Source organism: Streptomyces sp. NPDC048295, assembly GCF_040652135.1.
Taxonomy (GTDB): Bacteria; Actinomycetota; Actinomycetes; order Streptomycetales; family Streptomycetaceae; genus Streptomyces.
On the sequence record NZ_JBEZLL010000001.1, the window covers coordinates 124,249 to 143,493 of the forward strand.

Here is a 19,245-nt window from a genome sequence, read left to right on the forward strand (position 1 = left end):
AGACCTTCCTAATCTCACCGAACACACTGCGGTGAGCACGCCATGACAAGGCGCGCTCAGGGCGGCGCAGGGTTTGCAGTCCACGGACCACCCCCGTTTGTCCGGACCTCACCCGAGGAGCACCGTTGAGCACTGAAACCCCCCTACGCCGGACCCGATTCAGACTCGGGACCGGAAGAGCCACCAGATCCAGAGCGGTCGCCGGCATCACCGCGCTGCTGCTTCCACTCGCCGCGATGGTCGGCCTCGCCTCCCCCGCCGAGGCCGCCACCTCGGCGACCGCGTCCTTCGTCAAGAAGTCCGACTGGGGCTCCGGCTTCGAGGGACAGTGGACGGTGAAGAACACCGGCACCACCGCCCTGTCCTCCTGGACCATCGAGTGGGACTTCCCCTCCGGCACCACCGTCGGCTCCGCCTGGGACGCCACCGTCACCAGCTCCGGCACCCACTGGACCGCCAAGAACCTCGGCTGGAACGGTTCGGTCGCCCCCGGCGCCTCCGTCAGCTTCGGCTTCAACGGCACCGGCCCCGGCGCCCCCGCCGGCTGCAAGCTGAACGGCGCCTCCTGCGACGGCGGCAGCGTCCCCGGTGACAACGCCCCCTCGGCGCCGGGCACCCCCACCGCGAGCGCCGTCACCGACACCTCGGCCAAGCTGAGCTGGACCGCCGCGACCGACGACAACGGCATCAAGAACTACGACGTGCTGCGCGACGGCACGGTCGTCTCGACGGTCACCGGTACGACGTACACCGACTCCGGCCTCAAGGCCGGAACCGACTACTCGTACACCGTGCAGGCCCGTGACACCGCCGGCCAGACCGGCCCGGTCAGCGGCGCGGTCAAGGTCCGCACCACCGGCGGTGGCGGCAACCCCGACCCCGGCACCGGCGGCAAGGTCAACCTCGGTTACTTCACCGACTGGGGCGTCTACGGCCGGAACTACCACGTCAAGAACCTGGACACCTCGGGTTCCGCCGCGAAGATCACGCACATCAACTACGCCTTCGGCAACGTCCAGGGCGGCAAGTGCACCATCGGTGACTCCTACGCCGACTACGACATGGCGTACACCGCCGACAAGTCCGTCGACGGCGTCGCCGACACCTGGGACCAGCCGCTGCGCGGCAGCTTCAACCAGCTGCGCAAGCTCAAGGCCAAGTACCCCCACATCAAGGTCCTGTGGTCGTTCGGCGGCTGGACCTGGTCCGGTGGCTTCGGTGAGGCCGCGAAGAACCCGGCCGCGTTCGCCGACTCCTGCTACAAGCTGGTGGAGGACCCGCGCTGGGCCGATGTCTTCGACGGCATCGACATCGACTGGGAGTACCCCAACGCCTGTGGTCTGACCTGCGACACCAGCGGCCCGGCCGCGCTCAAGGGCCTCACCTCCGCGCTGCGCTCGAAGTTCGGCAGCAACAACCTCGTGACGGCCGCCATCACCGCCGACGGCTCCGACGGCGGCAAGATCGACGCCGCCGACTACGCCGGCGCCGCCCAGTCCCTGGACTGGTACAACGTGATGACGTACGACTTCTTCGGCGCCTGGGCGGCAAAGGGTCCGACCGCCCCGCACTCCCCGCTGACCTCGTACAACGGCATCCCGCAGGCCGGCTTCAACTCCGCCGACGCCATCGCCAAGCTGAAGGCCCAGGGCGTCCCCGCCGCCAAGCTGCTGCTCGGCATCGGCTTCTACGGCCGCGGCTGGACCGGCGTCACCCAGGACGCCCCCGGCGGCACCGCAACCGGCGCCGCACCCGGCACCTACGAGGCGGGCATCGAGGACTACAAGGTCCTCAAGAACAGCTGCCCGGCCACCGGCACCGTCGCCGGCACCGCCTACGCCCACTGCGGCACCAACTGGTGGAGCTACGACACCCCGGCCACCATCACGTCCAAGATGAGCTGGGCGAAGAGCCAGGGCCTGGGAGGCGCGTTCTTCTGGGAGTTCAGCGGCGACACCGCCAACGGTGAACTCGTCGGCGCGATCAACAGCGGCCTGAAGTAGCCCTCACGGTCTGGGACAACCCCCCCACCAGCACCGCGCACCACCCCGGAAAGCAGCCGGGGAGACGGGTCCGCCCCCCGTCTCCCCGGTTTTTCCGTCTGCTCGGCGGGCGGTAACTCGGTTGCGAAGGGTTAGGCCGCCTGGCCGAAGATGTCTGCATGAGCCGAGAAACAGATGAGGTAAGTGAAGCGATCGCGGGCGAGTTGCGCCTCATGGACCCCGCCGTGCGTGCCACGCGTTCGCTCGCCCGGCAGCTGATGGACCCGGACTTCGTGGAGGTCGGCGCTTCCGGGCGGCGGTGGACCTATGAGGAGATGATTGCCGCGCTGCCCGAACTGGACGGTGCCACGGAAAGCGGCCCGCGCTACGAGCCCTCTGATTTCACCGGGGTCCTGCTCTCTCCCGGGCTGGTGCATCTCACGTACGAGACCATGTCGGACGGCAACCGGGCACGGCGAAGTTCGCTCTGGCGCAAGCAAGGTGCGGCCTCGACATGGCGGATGTACTACCACCAGGCCACGCCCGTCCCGCCCGCCGCCACATCATCGCGGATCCCGGGCGTTGACGGTCCGTCGTCACCTGACCGCTAAGCCACGTTGACCCGCTGGCCGGGCGGCGCCGCCTCCAGCCAGGCGAGGAACCCGGTCAGCGCGTCCTCGCTCATGGCCAGCTCCAGGCGGGTCTCCCGGTGGAGACAGCCGAGCACCACGGCATCGGACAGCAGCGCGAGCTCCTCCTCGCCCTCGGGCAGCCGCCGGGCGACCACCTCGATAGCGGAACGCTCCAGGACCCGGCGGGGTCGAGGAGCGTAGGAGAAGACCCGGAACCAGTCGATCCGGTCCCCGCTGTACCGGGCGACTCCGTAGACCCAGCCCTTGCCCGACAGATCGGGCTCCTCCGGAACGTTCCAGCGCAGGCTGCAGTCGAAGGTCCCGCCGGAGCGCTGAATCAGCCGCCGGCGCAGACCGAAGACGAAGAGCCCCATCAGGACCAGTGCGACGACCAGCCCGCCCACCCACAGCGCGAGGAACATCTCCACCGACCTCCTCGCGTCGTCGAGTAACGGATACCACCAGAACTACAACCGCACCTGCATCGCCTCAGCCGCGGCACGGTCTGGAGAGGTCTCCAGCTCGGGCCGCGGCTGAGGGTAAAGCTACGTGGTCGCGGGGCGCTAGCGCACCGCCACCGCACGCAGTCGCACTTCGGCGCGCCGCTCGGAAGCAGCGTCCGTGTCCGACTTCGCGCGCTCCAGCGCACGCTCGGCGCGCTGGACATCGATCTCGTCCGCCAGCTCCGCGATCTCCGCGAGCAGCGAGAGCTTGTCGTCCGCGAACGACATGAAACCGCCGTGCACAGCGGCGACAACAGTGCCGCCGTCGCTCGTGCGGATCGTCACCGGGCCCGATTCCAGCACACCCAGAAGCGGCTGGTGACCGGGCATGACGCCGATGTCGCCGGACGTGGTGCGCGCGACGACCAGGGTGGCCTCGCCGGACCAGACACTGCGGTCCGCGGCGACCAGCTCGACGTGCAGCTCAGCAGCCAAGGGTGGCTCCTCGGGTCACCACCCGGCCGTTCGAGCCGGGTGTTGGGTCAATTCTACGGGGCGTGGTGAGGGGGACGGGACGCACCCCGTCCCCCTCGGTGAGCCATGGGCTCAGGAGACGCCGAGCTCCTTGGCGTTGGCCTTGAGGTCCTCGATGCCACCGCACATGAAGAACGCCTGCTCCGGGAAGTGGTCGTACTCACCGTCGGCGATCGCGTTGAACGCGGCGATCGACTCGTCGAGCGGAACGTCCGAACCGTCCACGCCGGTGAACTGCTTGGCGACGTGGGTGTTCTGGGACAGGAAGCGCTCGATGCGACGGGCGCGGAAGACCGTGAGCTTGTCCTCCTCGCCGAGCTCGTCCATACCGAGAATGGCGATAATGTCCTGGAGGTCCTTGTACTTCTGAAGGATTCCCTTGACACGCATGGCGGTGTCGTAGTGGTCCTGCGCGATGTAACGCGGGTCCAGGATCCGGGACGTGGAGTCCAGCGGGTCCACGGCCGGGTAGATGCCCTTCTCGGAGATCGGACGGGAGAGAACCGTCGTCGCGTCGAGGTGGGCGAAGGTGGTGGCCGGGGCCGGGTCGGTCAGGTCGTCCGCGGGGACGTAGATCGCCTGCATCGAGGTGATCGAGTGACCACGGGTCGACGTGATGCGCTCCTGCAGCAGACCCATCTCGTCGGCCAGGTTCGGCTGGTAACCCACCGCGGACGGCATACGGCCGAGCAGGGTGGACACCTCGGAGCCGGCCTGGGTGTACCGGAAGATGTTGTCGATGAAGAAGAGCACGTCCTGCTTCTGCACATCGCGGAAGTACTCCGCCATGGTCAGACCGGCCAGCGCGACGCGCAGACGCGTGCCCGGCGGCTCGTCCATCTGACCGAAGACGAGCGCCGTCTTGTCGATGACGCCCGAGTCGGCCATTTCCTCGATGAGGTCGTTGCCCTCACGGGTGCGCTCACCGACACCGGCGAACACCGACACACCGTCGTGGTTGTTGGCCACGCGGTAGATCATTTCCTGGATCAGAACGGTCTTGCCGACACCGGCACCACCGAACAGACCGATCTTTCCACCCTTGACGTACGGGGTGAGGAGGTCGATGACCTTGACGCCGGTCTCGAACATCTCGGTCTTGGACTCGAGCTGGTCGAAGTTGGGCGCCTTGCGGTGGATCGGCCAGCGCTCGGTGACCTCGGCCTCGGCCTCGGGCTTGTTCAGGATCTCACCGAGGGTGTTGAACACCTTGCCCTTGGTGATGTCACCGACGGGGACCGTGATGCCGGTGCCCGTGTCGGTCACCGCGGCCTGGCGGACCAGACCGTCGGTGGGCTGCATCGAGATCGCACGGATCACGCCGTCGCCGAGGTGCTGGGCGACCTCGAGCGTCAGCGTCTTGAGCTTGCCGTCCTCGGCCGGGTCGGCCACCTCGACGGTCAGCGCGTTGTAGATGTCCGGCATGGCGTCGACGGGGAACTCCACGTCGACGACCGGGCCGATGACCCGGGCGACGCGGCCCGTGGCAACGGCCGTCTCAACTGTCGTCGTCATTACTTGTCACTCCCCGCGGTCGCGTCGGCCAGCGCACTGGCACCACCGACGATCTCGCTGATTTCCTGGGTGATTTCGGCCTGGCGGGCCGCGTTGGCAAGCCGGGAGAGGCTCTTGATGAGCTCACCGGCGTTGTCGGTGGCCGACTTCATCGCACGACGGCGGGCGGCGTGCTCGGAAGCAGCGGCCTGCAGCAGCGCGTTGTAGATCCGGCTCTCGACATACCGCGGAAGCAGGGCGTCGAGGACGTCCTCCGCCGACGGCTCGAAGTCGAAGAGCGGCAGGATCTCGCCCTTGCCGGCCTCCTCCTTCGCGGCGTCGAGGCTGAGCGGCAGCATCCGGTTGTCCACCGGGTTCTGCGTCATCATCGACACGAACTCCGTGAAGACGATGTGCAGCTCGTCCACGCCGCCCTCGGCGGTCTCCTTGGTGACCGCTTCGATCAGCGGGGCCGCGGCCCGCTTCGCATCCGCGTACGTCGGGCTGTCGGTGAAGCCCGTCCACGAATCCTCGATCTTGCGCTCGCGGAATCCGTAGTAGGCGACGCCCTTGCGGCCGATCACATAGCTCACGACCTCCTTGCCCTCGCCCCGGAGCCGCTCGGTCAGTCGCTCCGCGGCCTTGATGGCGTTGGAGGAGTAACCGCCGGCCAGACCGCGGTCGCTCGTGATGAGCAGGACCGCGGCCCGCGCCGGAGCGTCGGCCTCGGTGGTCAGCGGGTGCTTGGTGGTGGAGCCGGTCGCGACCGCGGTCACCGCGCGGGTGAGCTCGGTCGCGTACGGCGTCGATGCCGCCACCTGGCGCTGCGCCTTGACGATGCGCGAGGCGGCGATCATCTCCATCGCCTTGGTGATCTTCTTCGTGGCGGTGACGGAGCGAATGCGGCGCTTGTAAACGCGAAGCTGAGCGCCCATCGATCAGCCCTCGCCCAGGAGCTTGCCGTCCGAGGTCTCGAACTGCTGCTTGAAGGAGGCGACGGCGTCGGCGATCGCCTGCAGCGTGTCGTCGGACATCTTGGCGCCCTCGCGGATGCTGGTCAGGAGGTCCTTGCGCTCGCGGCGCAGGTACTCCAGCAGCTCCGTCTCGAAGCGGCGGATGTCCTCGACCGGGACGTCGTCCATCTTGCCGTTGGTGCCGGCCCAGATGGAGACGACCTGCTCCTCGACCGGGAACGGGGCGTACTGCGGCTGCTTCAGCAGCTCGACCATGCGCTTACCGCGCTCCAGCGACGCCTTCGAGGCCGCGTCCAGGTCGGAACCGAAGGCGGCGAACGCCTCCAGCTCGCGGTACTGGGCGAGGTCGACACGGAGACGGCCGGAGACCTGGCGCATCGCCTTGTGCTGGGCGGAGCCACCGACGCGGGAGACCGAGATACCGACGTTCAGGGCCGGACGCTGGCCGGCGTTGAAGAGGTCGGACTCCAGGAAGCACTGGCCGTCGGTGATGGAGATGACGTTGGTCGGGATGAACGCCGACACGTCGTTCGCCTTGGTCTCGACGATCGGGAGGCCCGTCATCGAACCGGCGCCCATGTCGTCGGAGAGCTTGGCGCAGCGCTCCAGCAGACGCGAGTGGAGGTAGAACACGTCGCCCGGGTAGGCCTCACGGCCCGGCGGACGGCGCAGCAGCAGCGACACGGCGCGGTAGGCGTCGGCCTGCTTCGAGAGGTCGTCGAAGATGATCAGGACGTGCTTGCCCTGGTACATCCAGTGCTGGCCGATGGCCGAACCGGTGTACGGCGCCAGGTACTTGAAGCCGGCCGGGTCGGACGCCGGGGCGGCGACGATGGTCGTGTACTCGAGCGCGCCGGCCTCTTCGAGGGCACCGCGCACGGAGGCGATGGTGGAGCCCTTCTGACCGATGGCGACGTAGATGCAGCGCACCTGCTTGTTCACGTCGCCCGAGCGCCAGTTGTCGCGCTGGTTGATGATCGTGTCGACGGCCAGAGCGGTCTTACCCGTCTGACGGTCACCAATGATCAGCTGACGCTGGCCGCGGCCGATCGGCACCATGGCGTCGACGGCCTTGTAGCCGGTCTGCATCGGCTCGTGCACCGACTTACGGACCATGACGCCAGGGGCCTGCAGCTCGAGGGCGCGGCGGCTGTCGGTCGCGATCTCGCCGAGACCGTCGATCGGGTTGCCGAGCGGGTCGACGACGCGGCCGAGGTAACCCTCGCCGACGCCGACGGAGAGCACCTCACCGGTGCGCTGCACCGGCTGGCCCTCTTCGATGCCACTGAACTCGCCGAGGACGATCGCACCGATCTCGCGCTCCTCGAGGTTGAGGGCGAGACCGAGGGTGCCGTCCTCGAACTTCAGCAGCTCGTTCGCCATGGCCGAGGGAAGACCCTCGACCTTCGCGATGCCGTCGCCGGCAACGCTGACCGTACCGACCTCCTCGCGCGAGGCCGCGTCCGGCTTGTACGACTGGACAAAGTTCTCCAGCGCGTCCCGGATCTCCTCCGGCCGGATCGTGAGCTCCGCCATCTGGGTTCCCTGCTCTCCTTGTTGGGCCCGAAGTTTCTTAAGGGGGTCTGGGGGCCGACCCCCAGGAATCTTCTGCAATTTCTGCACGGCCCAACCGGGCCGCTGGTCTTGCTCTGTTCTGTTGCTGCGTTGCGCCGGTCAGCCGGCCATGCGACGGGTCGCCTCTTCGAGGCGCTCCGAGATGGTGCCGTTGATGACCTCGTCGCCGACCCGCACCGCGATCCCGCCGAGGACCGTGGGGTCCACGTCGAGGTTCAGGTGCATCGGGCGGCCGTAGATCTTCGCCAGGGCGGCGCCGAGGCGCTGCTTCTGCCGATCACTGAGCGGCACTGCCGAGGTGACCACGGCGACCATGCGCTCCCGGCGCTCCGCGGCCAGCTTGGAGAGGGACTCGAGTCCCTCTTCCAGGCTACGTCCACGCGGCTGGGTGACAAGGCGCGTGATGAGGCGCTCGGTGGCGGGCCGTGCCTTGCCGCCGAGCAGGCTGTGCAGCAGCTGCCCCTTGGCGGACGCGGACGCGGACCGGTCGGTGAGCGCGGCGCGCAGCCCCTTGTCGGAGGCGACGATCCGGCCGAACCGGAACAGCTCGTCCTCGACGTCGTCGAGGTCTCCGCCGCGCTGGGCGGCGGTGAGGTCCGCGGTGTTCGCCAGTTCCTCGGTCGAGTCGACCAGGTCACGCGACTGCGACCAGCGGGAACGGACCATGCCGGAGATCAGGTCGACGGTCTCGCCGCCCACCTGACCGCGCAGCAGTCGTCCGGCCAGCTCCGCCCTGGCCTCGCCGGCCTGCGACGGGTCGGTGAGGACCCGCCGCAGTGAGACCTCGCGCTGGAGCAGGGCCGTTACGGCGGCCAGCTCCTCGGCGAGCTTCGCCGCGTCGACCGACGTGTTGTCGGTCAGCGCGTCGAGGGACTCGCGTGCGGCAGCCAGTGCCTCGCGGCTCGCGCCGTTCATCGGACAGCCTCGGCCTTCGCCTCGAGCTCGTCGAGGAAACGGTCGACGGTGCCGCTCTGCCGGGCGTGGTCCTCCAGGGACTCGCCGACGAGCTTGCCGGCCAGGTCGGTGGCGAGCTTGCCCACGTCCTGACGCAGCGCGGAGGCCGCGGCCTTGCGGTCGGCCTCGATCTGGGCGTGGCCGGCCGCGATGATCTCCTCGCGCTGCCGCTGGCCTTCCGCCCGCATCTCCTGCAGGATCACAGCGCCCTGCTCCTGCGCCTCCTGGCGCAGGCGCGCGGCCTCGTGACGGGCCTCGGCGAGCTGAGCCTTGTACTGCTCAAGAACGCTCTGGGCCTCGGTCTGGGCCGCATCGGCCTTTTCGATACCGCCTTCGATGGCCTCGCGGCGCTCTTCCAGAACCTTGTTGATGTTCGGGAGGAGCTTCTTGGCGAGGAAGCCGAAGACGATGAGGAAGGCGATGAGGCCGATGACGAGCTCGGGGATCGGCGGGATGAGCGGATTCTCCGTCTCAGCCGCGATCGTAAGCATCTGGCTCACGTCATTGCCTTTCGTCTAGTGGGCTGGTCGTGGATCCGAAGATCACTGGCCGTAGACGAACGGCATGACCAGACCGATGAGGGCGAGCGCCTCACAGAAGGCGAAGCCGAGAATCTGGTTGGCGCGGATGAGACCGGCAGCCTCGGGCTGACGGGCGAGAGCCTGGGTGCCGTTACCGAAGATGATGCCGACGCCGACGCCGGGACCGATGGCGGCGAGGCCGTAACCGATGGAGCCGAGGGAGCCGGTGACGGCAGCAAGGGTCTGGGACATGCCAGTTCTTCCTTCTCTTTCACGGACCGGTGGGGGTTGGCCACCGGACGAATAAGGGTCGGGTGCGGGATGCTCAGTGGTGCTTGGCGAGCGCGCCCTGGATGAAGGTGCAAGTCAGGAGCACGAAGACGTACGCCTGCAGCGCCTGGATGAAGAGCTCGAAGGCGGTCATCACGATGACCATCACGAAGGAGACGCCCGCGTAGGCGATCCCGATGCCGTTGAGCAGGTACCAGCTGGCGATGGTGAACAGCAGCAGCAGCGTGTGGCCTGCGAACATGTTCGCGAAGAGTCGGACCGCGTGGGTGAACGGCCGGACGAGCAGGTTCGAGAAGAACTCGATCGTCATGGCCAGCGGCAGCACCGGGCCGAGCGACTTGTCGTACCCGGTGAAGTTCTTGAAGGCGCCGACGAATCCGTGCCGCTTGAAGGTCAGGCTGACCCAGAGCACGTAGACGATCAGGGCCAGCACGATCGGGTAGGCGATGATGGACGTCACCGGGAACTGCGCGACCGGGATGATCGACCAGAGGTTCATCATCCAGACGAAGAAGAACAGCGAGACAACGAGCGGGACGTACTTCTCGCCCTCGCGCTTGCCGATGGTCTCGTAGACGACGCCGCGACGGATGAAGTCGTAGCCGGTCTCGGCGACCATCTGCAGCTTGCCCGGGACGACCTTCGGCTTACGGAAGGCCGCCCAGAAGAAGCCGACGACGATGATCGAGCCGAGCAGGGCCAGCAGCATCGGCTTGTTGAAGTACAGGTTGCTGTCCGCGTCGCCCCACAGGGGCTCGAACAGGAACGAGTGCAAGCCGGGTGCCGGGAAACCACAACCGTCGAAGATGTGGCAATCGGTCTCGAAGGCGAGCACCTGTGTCGGGTCAGCACTCACCGCGGGCTCCTTCAGCGTGGCGCATAGGTACGGCAACCTCGTTGTGTCGGCGCGGCGCGCAGCCGCGGTTCGGCACTGGACTGGTGTTACGGATGTGTGAGCGGCAGTCAGGCATTGAGCCTCGCGATCGAGCAGGCGTCAGCTCACATGCCCGCGCCCGCAGTGCCGCAGTTGGAACCGGACGATAGCAGGGTCTCGAACCTGCACTTATCCCGCCCCTACCCTTCACGACTTCGAGCCCGTGTTCTTGGGCTTTTCCGCCTTGTCGGACTCGGGTTCGACGTAAAGGATCTTGGCCTTCATGTGCGCACGCGTCTGTGCGCCGATCCACACGAGGGTCATCGCGACCAGCGTGATCGCGAAGGCCTTCGGGTTGAACATCGTCGTGTTCTTGAATGCGGCGACAAAGATGAACAGAAGGAGAAGCTGAGCCGTATAAAGCATCAGCCCCATCGCCTGGAACAGGTGCGGCAGGGACCGCGCGGTCCGTTGCAGGACCAGCAGCCCGATCCCCATGAAGAGGATCACCACGATCGTCGCAACGCCCGCGCCAAGGGCTCCCTTGCCGCCCGCGACACCAGCGCTGACAGCTACGGCGACGACGCCGGCGGCAGCGGTGGGTACGGCGGCTTGAAGGAGAGTCCGGACGTCGTTGGACGGCATGGCGGCAGCTCCGCTTGCAGGGGGTGGGCAGTGTGTCGTCATGGACGAGCGTAAGGGCCCGGTTCGAGTCGATGCCTCGCACCAATGGACCGTGCTACTCAGGTCCTTCGGCTCCGTCACCGGGCTTCGTGAACGGTATCACAAACTATTTGATGAGGTCTTTACCAAGAAAGTGTGCTTACTGTCACACGTGAGTGTGAATTCGCGCATGTGAGCAAGACAACTCAATGTGTTGTCTGATATTGCCCCTTGATGCCCGTTTCTCAGCGAGCGGATTCAGCCCGATCTCTGTCCGAAAGACGCGAACGAGGGCCGACGGCGGTCGCCCCGTTGACGCCGGAGACCCCCACGACGACCGGAACGCGCTCCTTCGACTCGGGCCCCGTCCGCCCCATCCCGCCCTCCAGCGGCTCCTGTTGGGCACCGGACGCCGACGCGGCTTCCTCCCCGGGCTCCTCGCCCTTGCCCCGCCTGCGGCGATAGCGAGGCGGTACGAAGCGTTCCGCCCAGTACGGAGCCCGCGGGGTGAAGCGGGGCATCAGCAGCAGTACGAGACCCAGCGTGCTCATCCCCATGATCACCAGCACGATCCACAGGGACGTCGAGTGCACGGAGTAGCCGACCGCCCCGAAGGCGATCAGGGCCGACCAAAAGTACATGATCAGCACGGACCTGCTGTGCGAGTGGCCGATCTCCAGCAGCCGGTGGTGCAGATGGCCGCGGTCCGCCGCGAACGGCGACTGCCCGTTCCACGTCCGCCGCACGATCGCCAGCACCAGGTCGGCGGCCGGCACCGCGATGATCGTCAGCGGCAGCAACAGCGGGATGAAGACCGGCAGCATCGCGTGGGTGGCCTCGCGCTCGCTGCCGGCGAAGAGCCGCATCGTGTCCGGGTCGACCCGGCCCGTCACCGAGATCGCCCCGGCCGCGAGCACCAGGCCGATCAGCATCGAACCCGAGTCGCCCATGAAGATCCGCGCGGGGTGCATGTTGTGCGGCAGGAAGCCCAGGCACATGCCCATCAGGATCGCCATGAAGAGCGTCGCCGGAGCCGCGGCCTCGATCATGTGCCCGTACCAGAGCCGGTACGTGTACAGGAAGAACGCGGCGGAGGCGATGCACACCATGCCCGCCGCGAGGCCGTCCAGACCGTCGACGAAGTTGACCGCGTTGATGGTGATGACGACCAGGGCGACCGTGAGCAGCGTGCCCTGCCACTGGGTGAGCGCCACGGTGCCGACGCCGGGGATCGGCAGCCACAGGATCGTCAGACCCTGGATGACCATGACCGCGGCGGCGATCATCTGCCCGCCGAGCTTGATCAGGGCGTCGATCTCGAACTTGTCGTCCAGGACACCGATCAGCCAGATCAGCGCGGCCCCGGAGAGCAGCGCCCGCGGTTCCGTGGAGAGCTGGAAGACCCAGTCGAGGTTGTGGAGATGGGCCGCGACGATCAGTCCGGCACACAGCCCGCCGAACATGGCGATGCCACCGAGCCTCGGTGTCGGTTCTCGGTGGACGTCACGCGCACGGATCGCGGGCATCGCCCCGATCGCGATGGCGAACTTACGCACCGGACCGGTCAGCAGATAGGTCACCGCGGCCGTGACACAGAGCGTCAGCAGGTAATCACGCACGGGCTGCCCCATAGATTTCGCCGGCCATCTCAGCCCACACCCTAAACCGTCCGGCCATCGGGGACGGCCGCGCTGCACGGGCCTCATGACCGAGGACACAGCCATCGGACCGATCGGTTCCACCCCGGATGCCTACACCGGGTACGGCGGATGCTCCTCCGCCAGCTCCCGCACCTCCGCGCGGATGTCGTTCTCCTCACGTACCGCCGTCCCGAAGAGCACCGCCAGCCTGGCCATGTCGGCGTCGTCCATGCCCTGCGTGGTGACCGCCGCGGTGCCGAGCCTGATGCCCCGGGCGTCCCCGTAGGGCAGCGCGCAGGTGTCCAGCACCAGCCCGGCCGCCGCCAGCCGGGCGCGGGCCGTCGGTCCGTCGACGCCCAGCGGGGCCGGGTCCGCGACGATCAGGTGGGTGTCCGTGCCGCCCGTGGTGACCTCGAAGCCCTCCGCCTCCAGACCGGCGGCCAGCACCCGGGCGTGGGCGACCACGCGGTGCGCGTACATCGTGAACGCCGGGGTGGCCGCCTCCCCGAACGCGACGGCCTTCGCGGCGACCGTGTGCATCTGCGCGCCGCCCTGGGTGAACGGGAAGACCGCCCGGTCGATGCGCTCGGCCAGCTCCGCGCCGCACAGGATCATCCCGCCGCGCGGCCCGCGCAGCACCTTGTGCGTGGTCGCGCAGACCACGTCGGCGTACGGCACCGGGTTCGGCGCCGCTCCCCCGGCGATCAGCCCCATCGGGTGCGCGGAGTCGGCGATCAGATACGCGCCCACCTCGTCGGCGATCTCCCGGAACAGCTCGTAGTCGGGATGGCGGGGGTACGAGATGGAGCCGCTCACGATCGCCTTGGGGCGGTGGGCCCGGGCCAGGGCGCGGAGCTGCTCGTAGTCGATCAGGCCGCTCTCGGAGTCCACCCCGTAGCCGACGAACTCGAACCAGCGGCCGGAGAAGTTGGCGGGCGAACCATGGGTGAGGTGACCGCCGTACGAGAGGCCCATCGCGAGCACCGTGTCACCGGGGCGGAGCAGGGCCGCGTACGCGGCGAGGACCGCCGAGGAGCCGGAGTGCGCCTGGACGTTGGCGTGCTCGGCGCCGAAGAGCGAGGTGGCACGGAGACAGGCGATGCGTTCGGCGGCGTCGGCCTGCTCGCAGCCGCCGTGGTGGCGGGCGCCGGGATAGCCCTCGGCGTACTTGTTCGCGAGGGGTGAGCCGAGGGCGGCGAGGACCGCGGGCGAGGTGAAGTTCTCGGCGGCGGTCAGCTGCAGGGTGCTGGACTGGCGGTGCAGTTCCTCCAGCAGCACGGCTGCGATCTCCGGGTCCTCCCGGAGCAGGGCGTCGAAGTCCTGCGGCAGGGCGGCCCCGGGGGCGGAGGACGGTGCGGCTGGAGTGGTGACCGGCATCGATGGGCTCCGGGCCTGGGGAGGAGTGCTGGCGTCAGCTCCAAATGTAGGCCCGCGAAGGCCCTCATGCCCGCTGTGCAGCGCCGCGGCACACCCGTTGGGAGCAGGGGGTCCCGGCAGGCGCGTACGCCCGTCAGTGCGGCGTGGGCACGCCCGTCAGCGCCGTGACGACCGGGTCGAGGGCCTGGTTGATCTCGTCGCCGATGGAGCGGAAGAACGTGATCGGGGCGCCGTAGGGGTCGTACACCTCGTCCGCCTCGGCGGTGGGGGCCAGCAGCCAGCCGCGCAGCGCGGCCGCGGCCCGGACCAGCGCGCGGGCGCGCTCGACGACGCCCTCGTCCCGCGGGTCGGGCAGCGTGGCGGGGTCTATCGCCCGGACCAGCCGGGTGAATTCCTTGAGGGTGAAGGTCCGCAGGCCGGCCGAGTGACCCATCGAGATCACCTGCGCGCGGTGGTCGCGGGTGGCGGTGAGCACCAGGTCGGCACGGATCACGTGCTCGTCGAGCAGTTCCCGGCCGACGAAGCCGGTGGTGTCGGCGCCGAAGTCGGCGAGGACGGTCTCCGCGTTGGCCTCCATGGGGGCCCCTTCGTGGCCCCAGGTGCCCGCGCTCTCCACGATCAGTCCGCCGCCGAGCGGATCGCCGAGGCGGTCCACCAGGGCATGGCGGGTCAGCCGCTCGGTGATCGGTGAGCGGCAGACGTTGCCGGTGCTGACGTGGAGGATGCGGAAGGAGTCGGCCCGCCCCGCTATGCCACGCCCCTCAGGGGCGGTCAATTGGCCACCTCGAGGTCGGGTACCACCTTGCGGAGCTCCTCCACGGAGAGCGCTCCGGCACGCAGCAGCACGGGGACCTTGCCGGTCACGTCCACGATCGACGAGGGGACGATGCCGGGCGTCGGGCCGCCGTCGAGGTAGACGGAGACGGAGTCGCCGAGCATCTCCTGGGCCGCGTCGCAGTCCTCGGGGGCCGGGTGGCCGGTGAGGTTGGCGCTGGAGACGGCCATCGGGCCGACCTCCGTGAGCAGTTCGATGGCGACCGGGTGCAGCGGCATCCGGATGGCGACGGTGCCGCGGGTGTCCCCGAGGTCCCACTGGAGCGACGGCTGGTGCTTGGCGACGAGCGTGAGGGCGCCGGGCCAGAAGGCGTCGACGAGCTCCCAGGCCTGCTCGGAGAAGTCGGTGACCAGGCCGTGCAGGGTGTTCGGGGAGCCGATCAGGACGGGGGTCGGCATGTTGCGGCCGCGGCCCTTGGCGTCCAGCAGATCGGCGACGCCCTCGGCGCTGAAGGCGTCCGCACCGATGCCGTACACGGTGTCGGTGGGCAGCACGACCAGTTCGCCGCGGCGGACGGCCGACGCGGCCTCACGCAGACCCGTCGTACGGTCGGTCGCGTCGTTGCAGTCGTATCGCCGTGCCATCAGCCGGCCTCCTCAAGCGTGTACGGGTGTCGCGGGTACGGGTCGTGCGGGTGGTGGCCGCCGGTCACGGCATGGCCTTGCGGGCCGTGGCGAACCGCGGCCGGTTGTTCAGGTCGGGGTGGTCGGCCGCGTCCGCCCAGCCGCGCTCCTCGGTGAAGATCCACGGCACCTGGCCGCCCTGGGTGTCGGCGTGCTCGATGACGACGAGGCCGCCGGGGCGGAGCAGGCGGTGTGCGGTGCGTTCGATGCCGCGGATGGTGTCGAGGCCGTCCTCGCCGGAGAAGAGGGCCATCTCCGGGTCGTGGTCGCGGGCCTCGGGTGCGACGTACTCCCACTCGGTGAGCGGGATGTACGGCGGGTTGGAGATGACCAGGTCGACCTGGCCGTCCAGCTCGGGGAGGGCGCTCAGCGCGTCTCCCTGGTGGACGGTGACCCTGGATCCGGCGGCGTTCTTCCTGGTCCATTCGATGGCGTCGTCGGAGAGCTCGACCGCGTGCACGCGGGAGCGCGGCACCTCCTGGGCCATGGCCAGGGCGATGGCGCCCGAGCCGCTGCACAGGTCGACGACGACCGGCTCGACGACGTCCATCGCGCGCACCGCGTCTATCGCCCAGCCGACGACCGATTCGGTCTCCGGGCGGGGGACGAAGACGCCGGGGCCGACCTGGAGCTCCAGGTAGCGGAAGAAAGCGCGGCCGGTGATGTGCTGGAGCGGTTCGCGCGCCTCGCGGCGGGCGATGGTCTCCCAGTAGCGGGCGTCGAAGTCCGCGTCCGGCACCCGGTGCAGCTCGCCCCGCTTGACGCCGTGCACGAACGCGGCGAGTTCCTCCGCGTCGAATCGCGGCGAGGGCACACCGGCGTCGGCCAGCCGCTGGGTGGCCTGGGCCACCTCGGCGAGCAGCAGGTTCATCGCGGTTCTCCGTACGGTTTACGGGTCGGGCGGGCTTGGCTCACGCAGCGGCGAGCTTGGCGGCGGAGTCGGCGTCGACACACGCCTGGATCACGGAATCCAGGTCGCCGTCGAGCACCTGGTCCAAGTTGTACGCCTTGAATCCGACGCGGTGGTCCGAGATCCGGTTTTCCGGGAAGTTGTACGTACGGATCTTCTCGGAACGGTCGACCGTACGCACCTGGCTGCGCCGTACGTCCGAGGCCTCCTGCTCGGCGGCCTCCTGGGCGGCGGCGAGCAGCCGCGAGCGCAGGATGCGCATGGCCTGCTCCTTGTTCTGGAGCTGGCTCTTCTCGTTCTGGCAGGAGGCGACGACACCGGTCGGCAGGTGGGTGATGCGGACCGCCGAGTCCGTGGTGTTGACGGACTGGCCGCCGGGGCCCGAGGAGCGGTAGACGTCGATACGGAGATCGTTGGCGTGGATCTCGACGTCGACCTCCTCGGCCTCGGGCGTGACGAGCACACCGGCGGCGGAGGTGTGGATGCGGCCCTGCGACTCGGTGGACGGCACCCGCTGCACGCGGTGCACCCCGCCCTCGTACTTCAGCCGGGCCCACACGCCCTGGCCGGGCTCGGTGGCGCCGTTGCCGCCCTTGGTCTTCACGGCGACCTGGACGTCCTTGTAGCCGCCGAGCTCGGACTCGGTGGAGTCGATGATCTCGGTCTTCCAGCCGACGCGCTCGGCGTAGCGCAGGTACATCCGCAGCAGATCGCCGGCGAACAGGGCGGACTCGTCGCCGCCCGCGCCCGCCTTGATCTCCAGGAGCACGTCCTTGTCGTCGCTGGGGTCGCGCGGGACCAGGAGCAGGCGGAGCTTCTCGGTGAGCTCCTCGCGCTGCTTCTCCAGGTCCTTGACCTCGGCGGCGAAGTCGGGGTCGTCGGCGGCGAACTCGCGCGCCGTCCCGATGTCGTCCCCGGTCTGCTTCCAGGAGCGGTACGTCGCGACGATCGGGGTCAGCTCGGCGTAGCGCTTGTTGAGCTTGCGCGCGTTGGCCTGGTCGGCGTGGACCGCGGGGTCCGCGAGCTTCTTCTCCAGATCGGTCTGCTCGCCGATCAGTTCCTCGACCGCCTCGAACATCTTCGGGCTCCTGGTTTCTTCACTCGTGCGTGCCTGCTGGACGGCGTGATGCCGGCCGGGCGGGGATACGTGACGGGGCCGCGTACCCCCGGCCGGAAAAAACGCCGGTCCCGACGCCCCCGCAAGAGGGCGCCGAGAACCGGCGCAGTGGCTCGCTACTTGCTGGCGGAGCCGGCAGCCTTGCCGAAGCGGGCCTCGAAGCGGGCCACGCGGCCACCGGTGTCGAGGATCTTCTGCTTGCCCGTGTAGAACGGGTGGCACTCGGAGCAGACGTCGGCGCGGATGCTGCCGCCGTCGATGGTGCTCCGGGTGGTGAACGACGCGCCACAGGTGCAGCTGACCTGCGTCTCGACGTACTCGGGGTGGATGTCGCGCTTCAAGGGTTTCTCCTAGGTTCGGGAGGGCTCCGGGTCGCACGCACGGATTGCGCGTCCGTGAACCGGGGCCGACGTACCAGTCTGCCAGGACCGGCCGTATCTCCCAAAACCGGGGGCGGGCCGCACCTATTCCCGGCCCGCCCGGTCACCGTACGACGCCGCCCGCGGCGCCCTTGTCGCCCGCCGACTTCTCGGTGGCGGAGGCGGGGATCGGCTTGTCCTGCGCGAGCGCGGTCCACACCTGCCGGGCGGCGGTGTCCAGCGGTACGACGCGGTTCGGGTCGGCCGGGTCGTACTGCACGGGCAGCGTGACCATGTGGACGTTCTTCGAGCCGAGCCCCTTGAGGCCGTTGGCGAAGGACGTGAGTTCCTTGACCGAGCCGAGGTCGGAGTCGGTGGTGACGGTCTTGGTGGCCGTGTCCGCGAGGTCGTACAGGGTCTTCGGGTTCGAGAACACCCCGACGGTCTTGACCTGTTCCATCAGCGCCTTGATGAAGGCCTGCTGGAGCTGGATGCGGCCGAGGTCGCTGCCGTCGCCGACGCTCTTGCGGGTACGGACCAGTCCCAGCGACTGCTCCCCGTCGAGGGTGTGGGTGCCGGGTTCGAGCTTCAGATGGCTCTTGGGGTCGTCGATCGCCTCGGTGGTGGTGATCTTCACCCCGCCCAGCTCGTCGATGAGCTTCTTGAAGCCGGTGAAGTCGACTTCGAGGTAGTGGTCCATGCGGATGCCGGACATCGCCTCGACGGTCTTGACCGCGCAGGCCGGTCCGCCGACCTCGTACGCCGTGTTGAACATCGCGCGCTGCCGGCCCGCGACGGTCTGCCCGGTGGTGTCGCTGGTGCAGTCGGGGCGGGTGACGAGGGTGTCGCGCGGGATGGAGACCACGGAGGCCGTCTTGTGGCCCTTGTTGACGTGCAGGACCATCGCGGTGTCGGAGCGGGCCGTTCCCTCGTCGGCGCCGTACTCGGAGTTCGCGCCCGACCGGGAGTCCGAGCCGAGCACGAGGATGTCCTGGGAGCCGTTGTCGATGTTGTCGGGGCGGTCCTTGCCCAGCGCGGCGTTGATGTCGACGGCCTTGAGGTTGCCGTTGAGCTTGAAGTAGGCGAATCCCAGTCCGGCACCGCCGACGACGACCGCGCCGGCCAGGGTCCAGGCGGCGATCACGGTCGCCCTGCTGCGACGGGAGGGCTTCTTCCGGCGCTTGCCGGTGGGGCGTATTCGGCCGCCGCTCCCGTTCTGCTCGGTCATGGGTCTCCTTCGGTCGTCGGCTTTCCCGGCTCGGGTCCGTCCGGCCCTGATGCGCCGGGCAGGCCCCGCCTCCAGCAGCGGTGTCCGGTCACTGAAACATCGACATGTCGGTATCGCGTACGACGCCGTGGCACGAAGAAGGGTTGCACAGCCACCTGTTGTTTCCATGTGAGGACGAAACGGACACCCGGCATGGTTCAACAGCCGGTGATCCGGCGC

General features: G+C 68.7%; 20 protein-coding genes. 2 read left to right on the forward strand and 18 right to left on the reverse strand.

Annotated features, from left to right (window positions below; genetic code table 11):
- The first annotated feature begins 125 nt into the window (after positions 1-125).
- Positions 126-2,003, forward strand: coding sequence for a glycoside hydrolase family 18 chitinase (locus AB0D53_RS00520; RefSeq protein WP_362437849.1), 1,878 nt, complete (start codon positions 126-128; stop codon positions 2,001-2,003).
- Between the two features lie 158 nt (positions 2,004-2,161).
- On the forward strand, positions 2,162-2,593 hold the full coding sequence (locus tag AB0D53_RS00525; RefSeq protein ID WP_362437852.1) for a nuclear transport factor 2 family protein: 432 nt from the start codon (positions 2,162-2,164) through the stop codon (positions 2,591-2,593).
- Here AB0D53_RS00525 and AB0D53_RS00530 read toward each other — a convergent pair.
- The 18 genes from AB0D53_RS00530 to AB0D53_RS00615 form a co-directional block, all read right to left on the reverse strand.
- Positions 2,590-3,036 (reverse strand): DUF2550 domain-containing protein, encoded by a 447-nt coding sequence (locus tag AB0D53_RS00530; protein ID WP_362438782.1) that lies wholly within the window; start codon positions 3,034-3,036, stop codon positions 2,590-2,592. The genes AB0D53_RS00525 and AB0D53_RS00530 overlap by 4 nt on opposite strands.
- Before the next feature lie 141 nt (positions 3,037-3,177).
- Positions 3,178-3,552 (reverse strand): F0F1 ATP synthase subunit epsilon, encoded by a 375-nt coding sequence (locus tag AB0D53_RS00535; protein ID WP_329814005.1) that lies wholly within the window; start codon positions 3,550-3,552, stop codon positions 3,178-3,180.
- Positions 3,553-3,663: 111 nt separating this feature from the next.
- Positions 3,664-5,106: a F0F1 ATP synthase subunit beta gene (atpD, locus tag AB0D53_RS00540; RefSeq protein ID WP_362437856.1), complete on the reverse strand. Its 1,443-nt coding sequence runs from the start codon at positions 5,104-5,106 to the stop codon at positions 3,664-3,666.
- Positions 5,106-6,020 carry a F0F1 ATP synthase subunit gamma gene (locus AB0D53_RS00545; protein WP_362437859.1) on the reverse strand — a complete coding sequence of 305 codons (915 nt, stop codon included), beginning with the start codon at positions 6,018-6,020 and terminating at the stop codon, positions 5,106-5,108. The genes atpD and AB0D53_RS00545 overlap by 1 nt, the downstream gene beginning before the upstream one ends.
- A gap of 3 nt (positions 6,021-6,023) precedes the next feature.
- Entirely contained in the window at positions 6,024-7,595 is a 1,572-nt protein-coding gene (atpA, locus tag AB0D53_RS00550; protein WP_329814007.1) for a F0F1 ATP synthase subunit alpha, read from the reverse strand.
- Between the two features lie 138 nt (positions 7,596-7,733).
- On the reverse strand, positions 7,734-8,549 hold the full coding sequence (locus AB0D53_RS00555) for a F0F1 ATP synthase subunit delta (protein WP_362437863.1): 816 nt from the start codon (positions 8,547-8,549) through the stop codon (positions 7,734-7,736).
- A complete protein-coding gene (locus tag AB0D53_RS00560; RefSeq protein ID WP_360927007.1) occupies positions 8,546-9,088 on the reverse strand; it encodes a F0F1 ATP synthase subunit B in 543 nt (180 codons plus the stop codon). The genes AB0D53_RS00555 and AB0D53_RS00560 overlap by 4 nt, the downstream gene beginning before the upstream one ends.
- Positions 9,089-9,130: 42 nt before the next feature.
- A complete protein-coding gene (gene atpE, locus AB0D53_RS00565) occupies positions 9,131-9,361 on the reverse strand; it encodes an ATP synthase F0 subunit C (protein ID WP_250967599.1) in 231 nt (76 codons plus the stop codon).
- A gap of 73 nt (positions 9,362-9,434) precedes the next feature.
- Entirely contained in the window at positions 9,435-10,271 is an 837-nt protein-coding gene (gene atpB / locus AB0D53_RS00570; RefSeq protein WP_362438785.1) for a F0F1 ATP synthase subunit A, read from the reverse strand.
- Positions 10,272-10,481: 210 nt separating this feature from the next.
- The gene (locus AB0D53_RS00575; RefSeq protein ID WP_259931898.1) at positions 10,482-10,919 is read right to left on the reverse strand and encodes a hypothetical protein; all 438 of its coding nucleotides are present in this window, start codon (positions 10,917-10,919) and stop codon (positions 10,482-10,484) included.
- 263 nt (positions 10,920-11,182) lie between these two features.
- Positions 11,183-12,568, reverse strand: a complete 1,386-nt coding sequence (locus AB0D53_RS00580) for an MraY family glycosyltransferase (RefSeq protein WP_362437869.1) — start codon at positions 12,566-12,568, stop codon at positions 11,183-11,185.
- Between the two features lie 120 nt (positions 12,569-12,688).
- Entirely contained in the window at positions 12,689-13,954 is a 1,266-nt protein-coding gene (gene glyA, locus AB0D53_RS00585) for a serine hydroxymethyltransferase (RefSeq protein WP_362437872.1), read from the reverse strand.
- A gap of 133 nt (positions 13,955-14,087) precedes the next feature.
- Positions 14,088-14,729 (reverse strand): protein-tyrosine-phosphatase, encoded by a 642-nt coding sequence (locus tag AB0D53_RS00590; RefSeq protein WP_329814011.1) that lies wholly within the window; start codon positions 14,727-14,729, stop codon positions 14,088-14,090.
- Positions 14,726-15,373: an L-threonylcarbamoyladenylate synthase gene (locus tag AB0D53_RS00595; RefSeq protein ID WP_327244332.1), complete on the reverse strand. Its 648-nt coding sequence runs from the start codon at positions 15,371-15,373 to the stop codon at positions 14,726-14,728. Before AB0D53_RS00595 ends, AB0D53_RS00590 begins: the two co-directional genes overlap by 4 nt.
- Positions 15,374-15,437: 64 nt before the next feature.
- Positions 15,438-16,283, reverse strand: a complete 846-nt coding sequence (prmC, locus tag AB0D53_RS00600) for a peptide chain release factor N(5)-glutamine methyltransferase (protein ID WP_362437877.1) — start codon at positions 16,281-16,283, stop codon at positions 15,438-15,440.
- A gap of 40 nt (positions 16,284-16,323) precedes the next feature.
- On the reverse strand, positions 16,324-17,400 hold the full coding sequence (gene prfA / locus AB0D53_RS00605) for a peptide chain release factor 1 (protein WP_362437880.1): 1,077 nt from the start codon (positions 17,398-17,400) through the stop codon (positions 16,324-16,326).
- Positions 17,401-17,555: 155 nt separating this feature from the next.
- Positions 17,556-17,780 (reverse strand): 50S ribosomal protein L31, encoded by a 225-nt coding sequence (gene rpmE, locus AB0D53_RS00610; RefSeq protein ID WP_073214489.1) that lies wholly within the window; start codon positions 17,778-17,780, stop codon positions 17,556-17,558.
- Positions 17,781-17,922: 142 nt separating this feature from the next.
- Positions 17,923-19,026 carry an LCP family protein gene (locus AB0D53_RS00615; RefSeq protein ID WP_362437884.1) on the reverse strand — a complete coding sequence of 368 codons (1,104 nt, stop codon included), beginning with the start codon at positions 19,024-19,026 and terminating at the stop codon, positions 17,923-17,925.
- Positions 19,027-19,245: the final 219 nt, after the last annotated feature.

What these genes read in the sequence shown, in the direction of transcription:
- AB0D53_RS00525 (WP_362437852.1), top strand. Translation starts at nt 2,162, where the DNA reads ATGAGCCGAGAAACAGATGAGGTAAGTGAAGCGATCGCGGGCGAGTTG.
- AB0D53_RS00530 (WP_362438782.1), bottom strand. Translation starts at nt 3,036, where the DNA reads ATGTTCCTCGCGCTGTGGGTGGGCGGGCTGGTCGTCGCACTGGTCCTG.
- atpD (WP_362437856.1), bottom strand. Translation starts at nt 5,106, where the DNA reads ATGACGACGACAGTTGAGACGGCCGTTGCCACGGGCCGCGTCGCCCGG.
- AB0D53_RS00545 (WP_362437859.1), bottom strand. Translation starts at nt 6,020, where the DNA reads ATGGGCGCTCAGCTTCGCGTTTACAAGCGCCGCATTCGCTCCGTCACC.
- atpA (WP_329814007.1), bottom strand. Translation starts at nt 7,595, where the DNA reads ATGGCGGAGCTCACGATCCGGCCGGAGGAGATCCGGGACGCGCTGGAG.
- AB0D53_RS00555 (WP_362437863.1), bottom strand. Translation starts at nt 8,549, where the DNA reads ATGAACGGCGCGAGCCGCGAGGCACTGGCTGCCGCACGCGAGTCCCTC.
- atpE (WP_250967599.1), bottom strand. Translation starts at nt 9,361, where the DNA reads ATGTCCCAGACCCTTGCTGCCGTCACCGGCTCCCTCGGCTCCATCGGT.
- AB0D53_RS00575 (WP_259931898.1), bottom strand. Translation starts at nt 10,919, where the DNA reads ATGCCGTCCAACGACGTCCGGACTCTCCTTCAAGCCGCCGTACCCACC.
- AB0D53_RS00580 (WP_362437869.1), bottom strand. Translation starts at nt 12,568, where the DNA reads ATGGGGCAGCCCGTGCGTGATTACCTGCTGACGCTCTGTGTCACGGCC.
- glyA (WP_362437872.1), bottom strand. Translation starts at nt 13,954, where the DNA reads ATGCCGGTCACCACTCCAGCCGCACCGTCCTCCGCCCCCGGGGCCGCC.
- AB0D53_RS00595 (WP_327244332.1), bottom strand. Translation starts at nt 15,373, where the DNA reads ATGGCACGGCGATACGACTGCAACGACGCGACCGACCGTACGACGGGT.
- prmC (WP_362437877.1), bottom strand. Translation starts at nt 16,283, where the DNA reads ATGAACCTGCTGCTCGCCGAGGTGGCCCAGGCCACCCAGCGGCTGGCC.
- prfA (WP_362437880.1), bottom strand. Translation starts at nt 17,400, where the DNA reads ATGTTCGAGGCGGTCGAGGAACTGATCGGCGAGCAGACCGATCTGGAG.
- AB0D53_RS00615 (WP_362437884.1), bottom strand. Translation starts at nt 19,026, where the DNA reads ATGACCGAGCAGAACGGGAGCGGCGGCCGAATACGCCCCACCGGCAAG.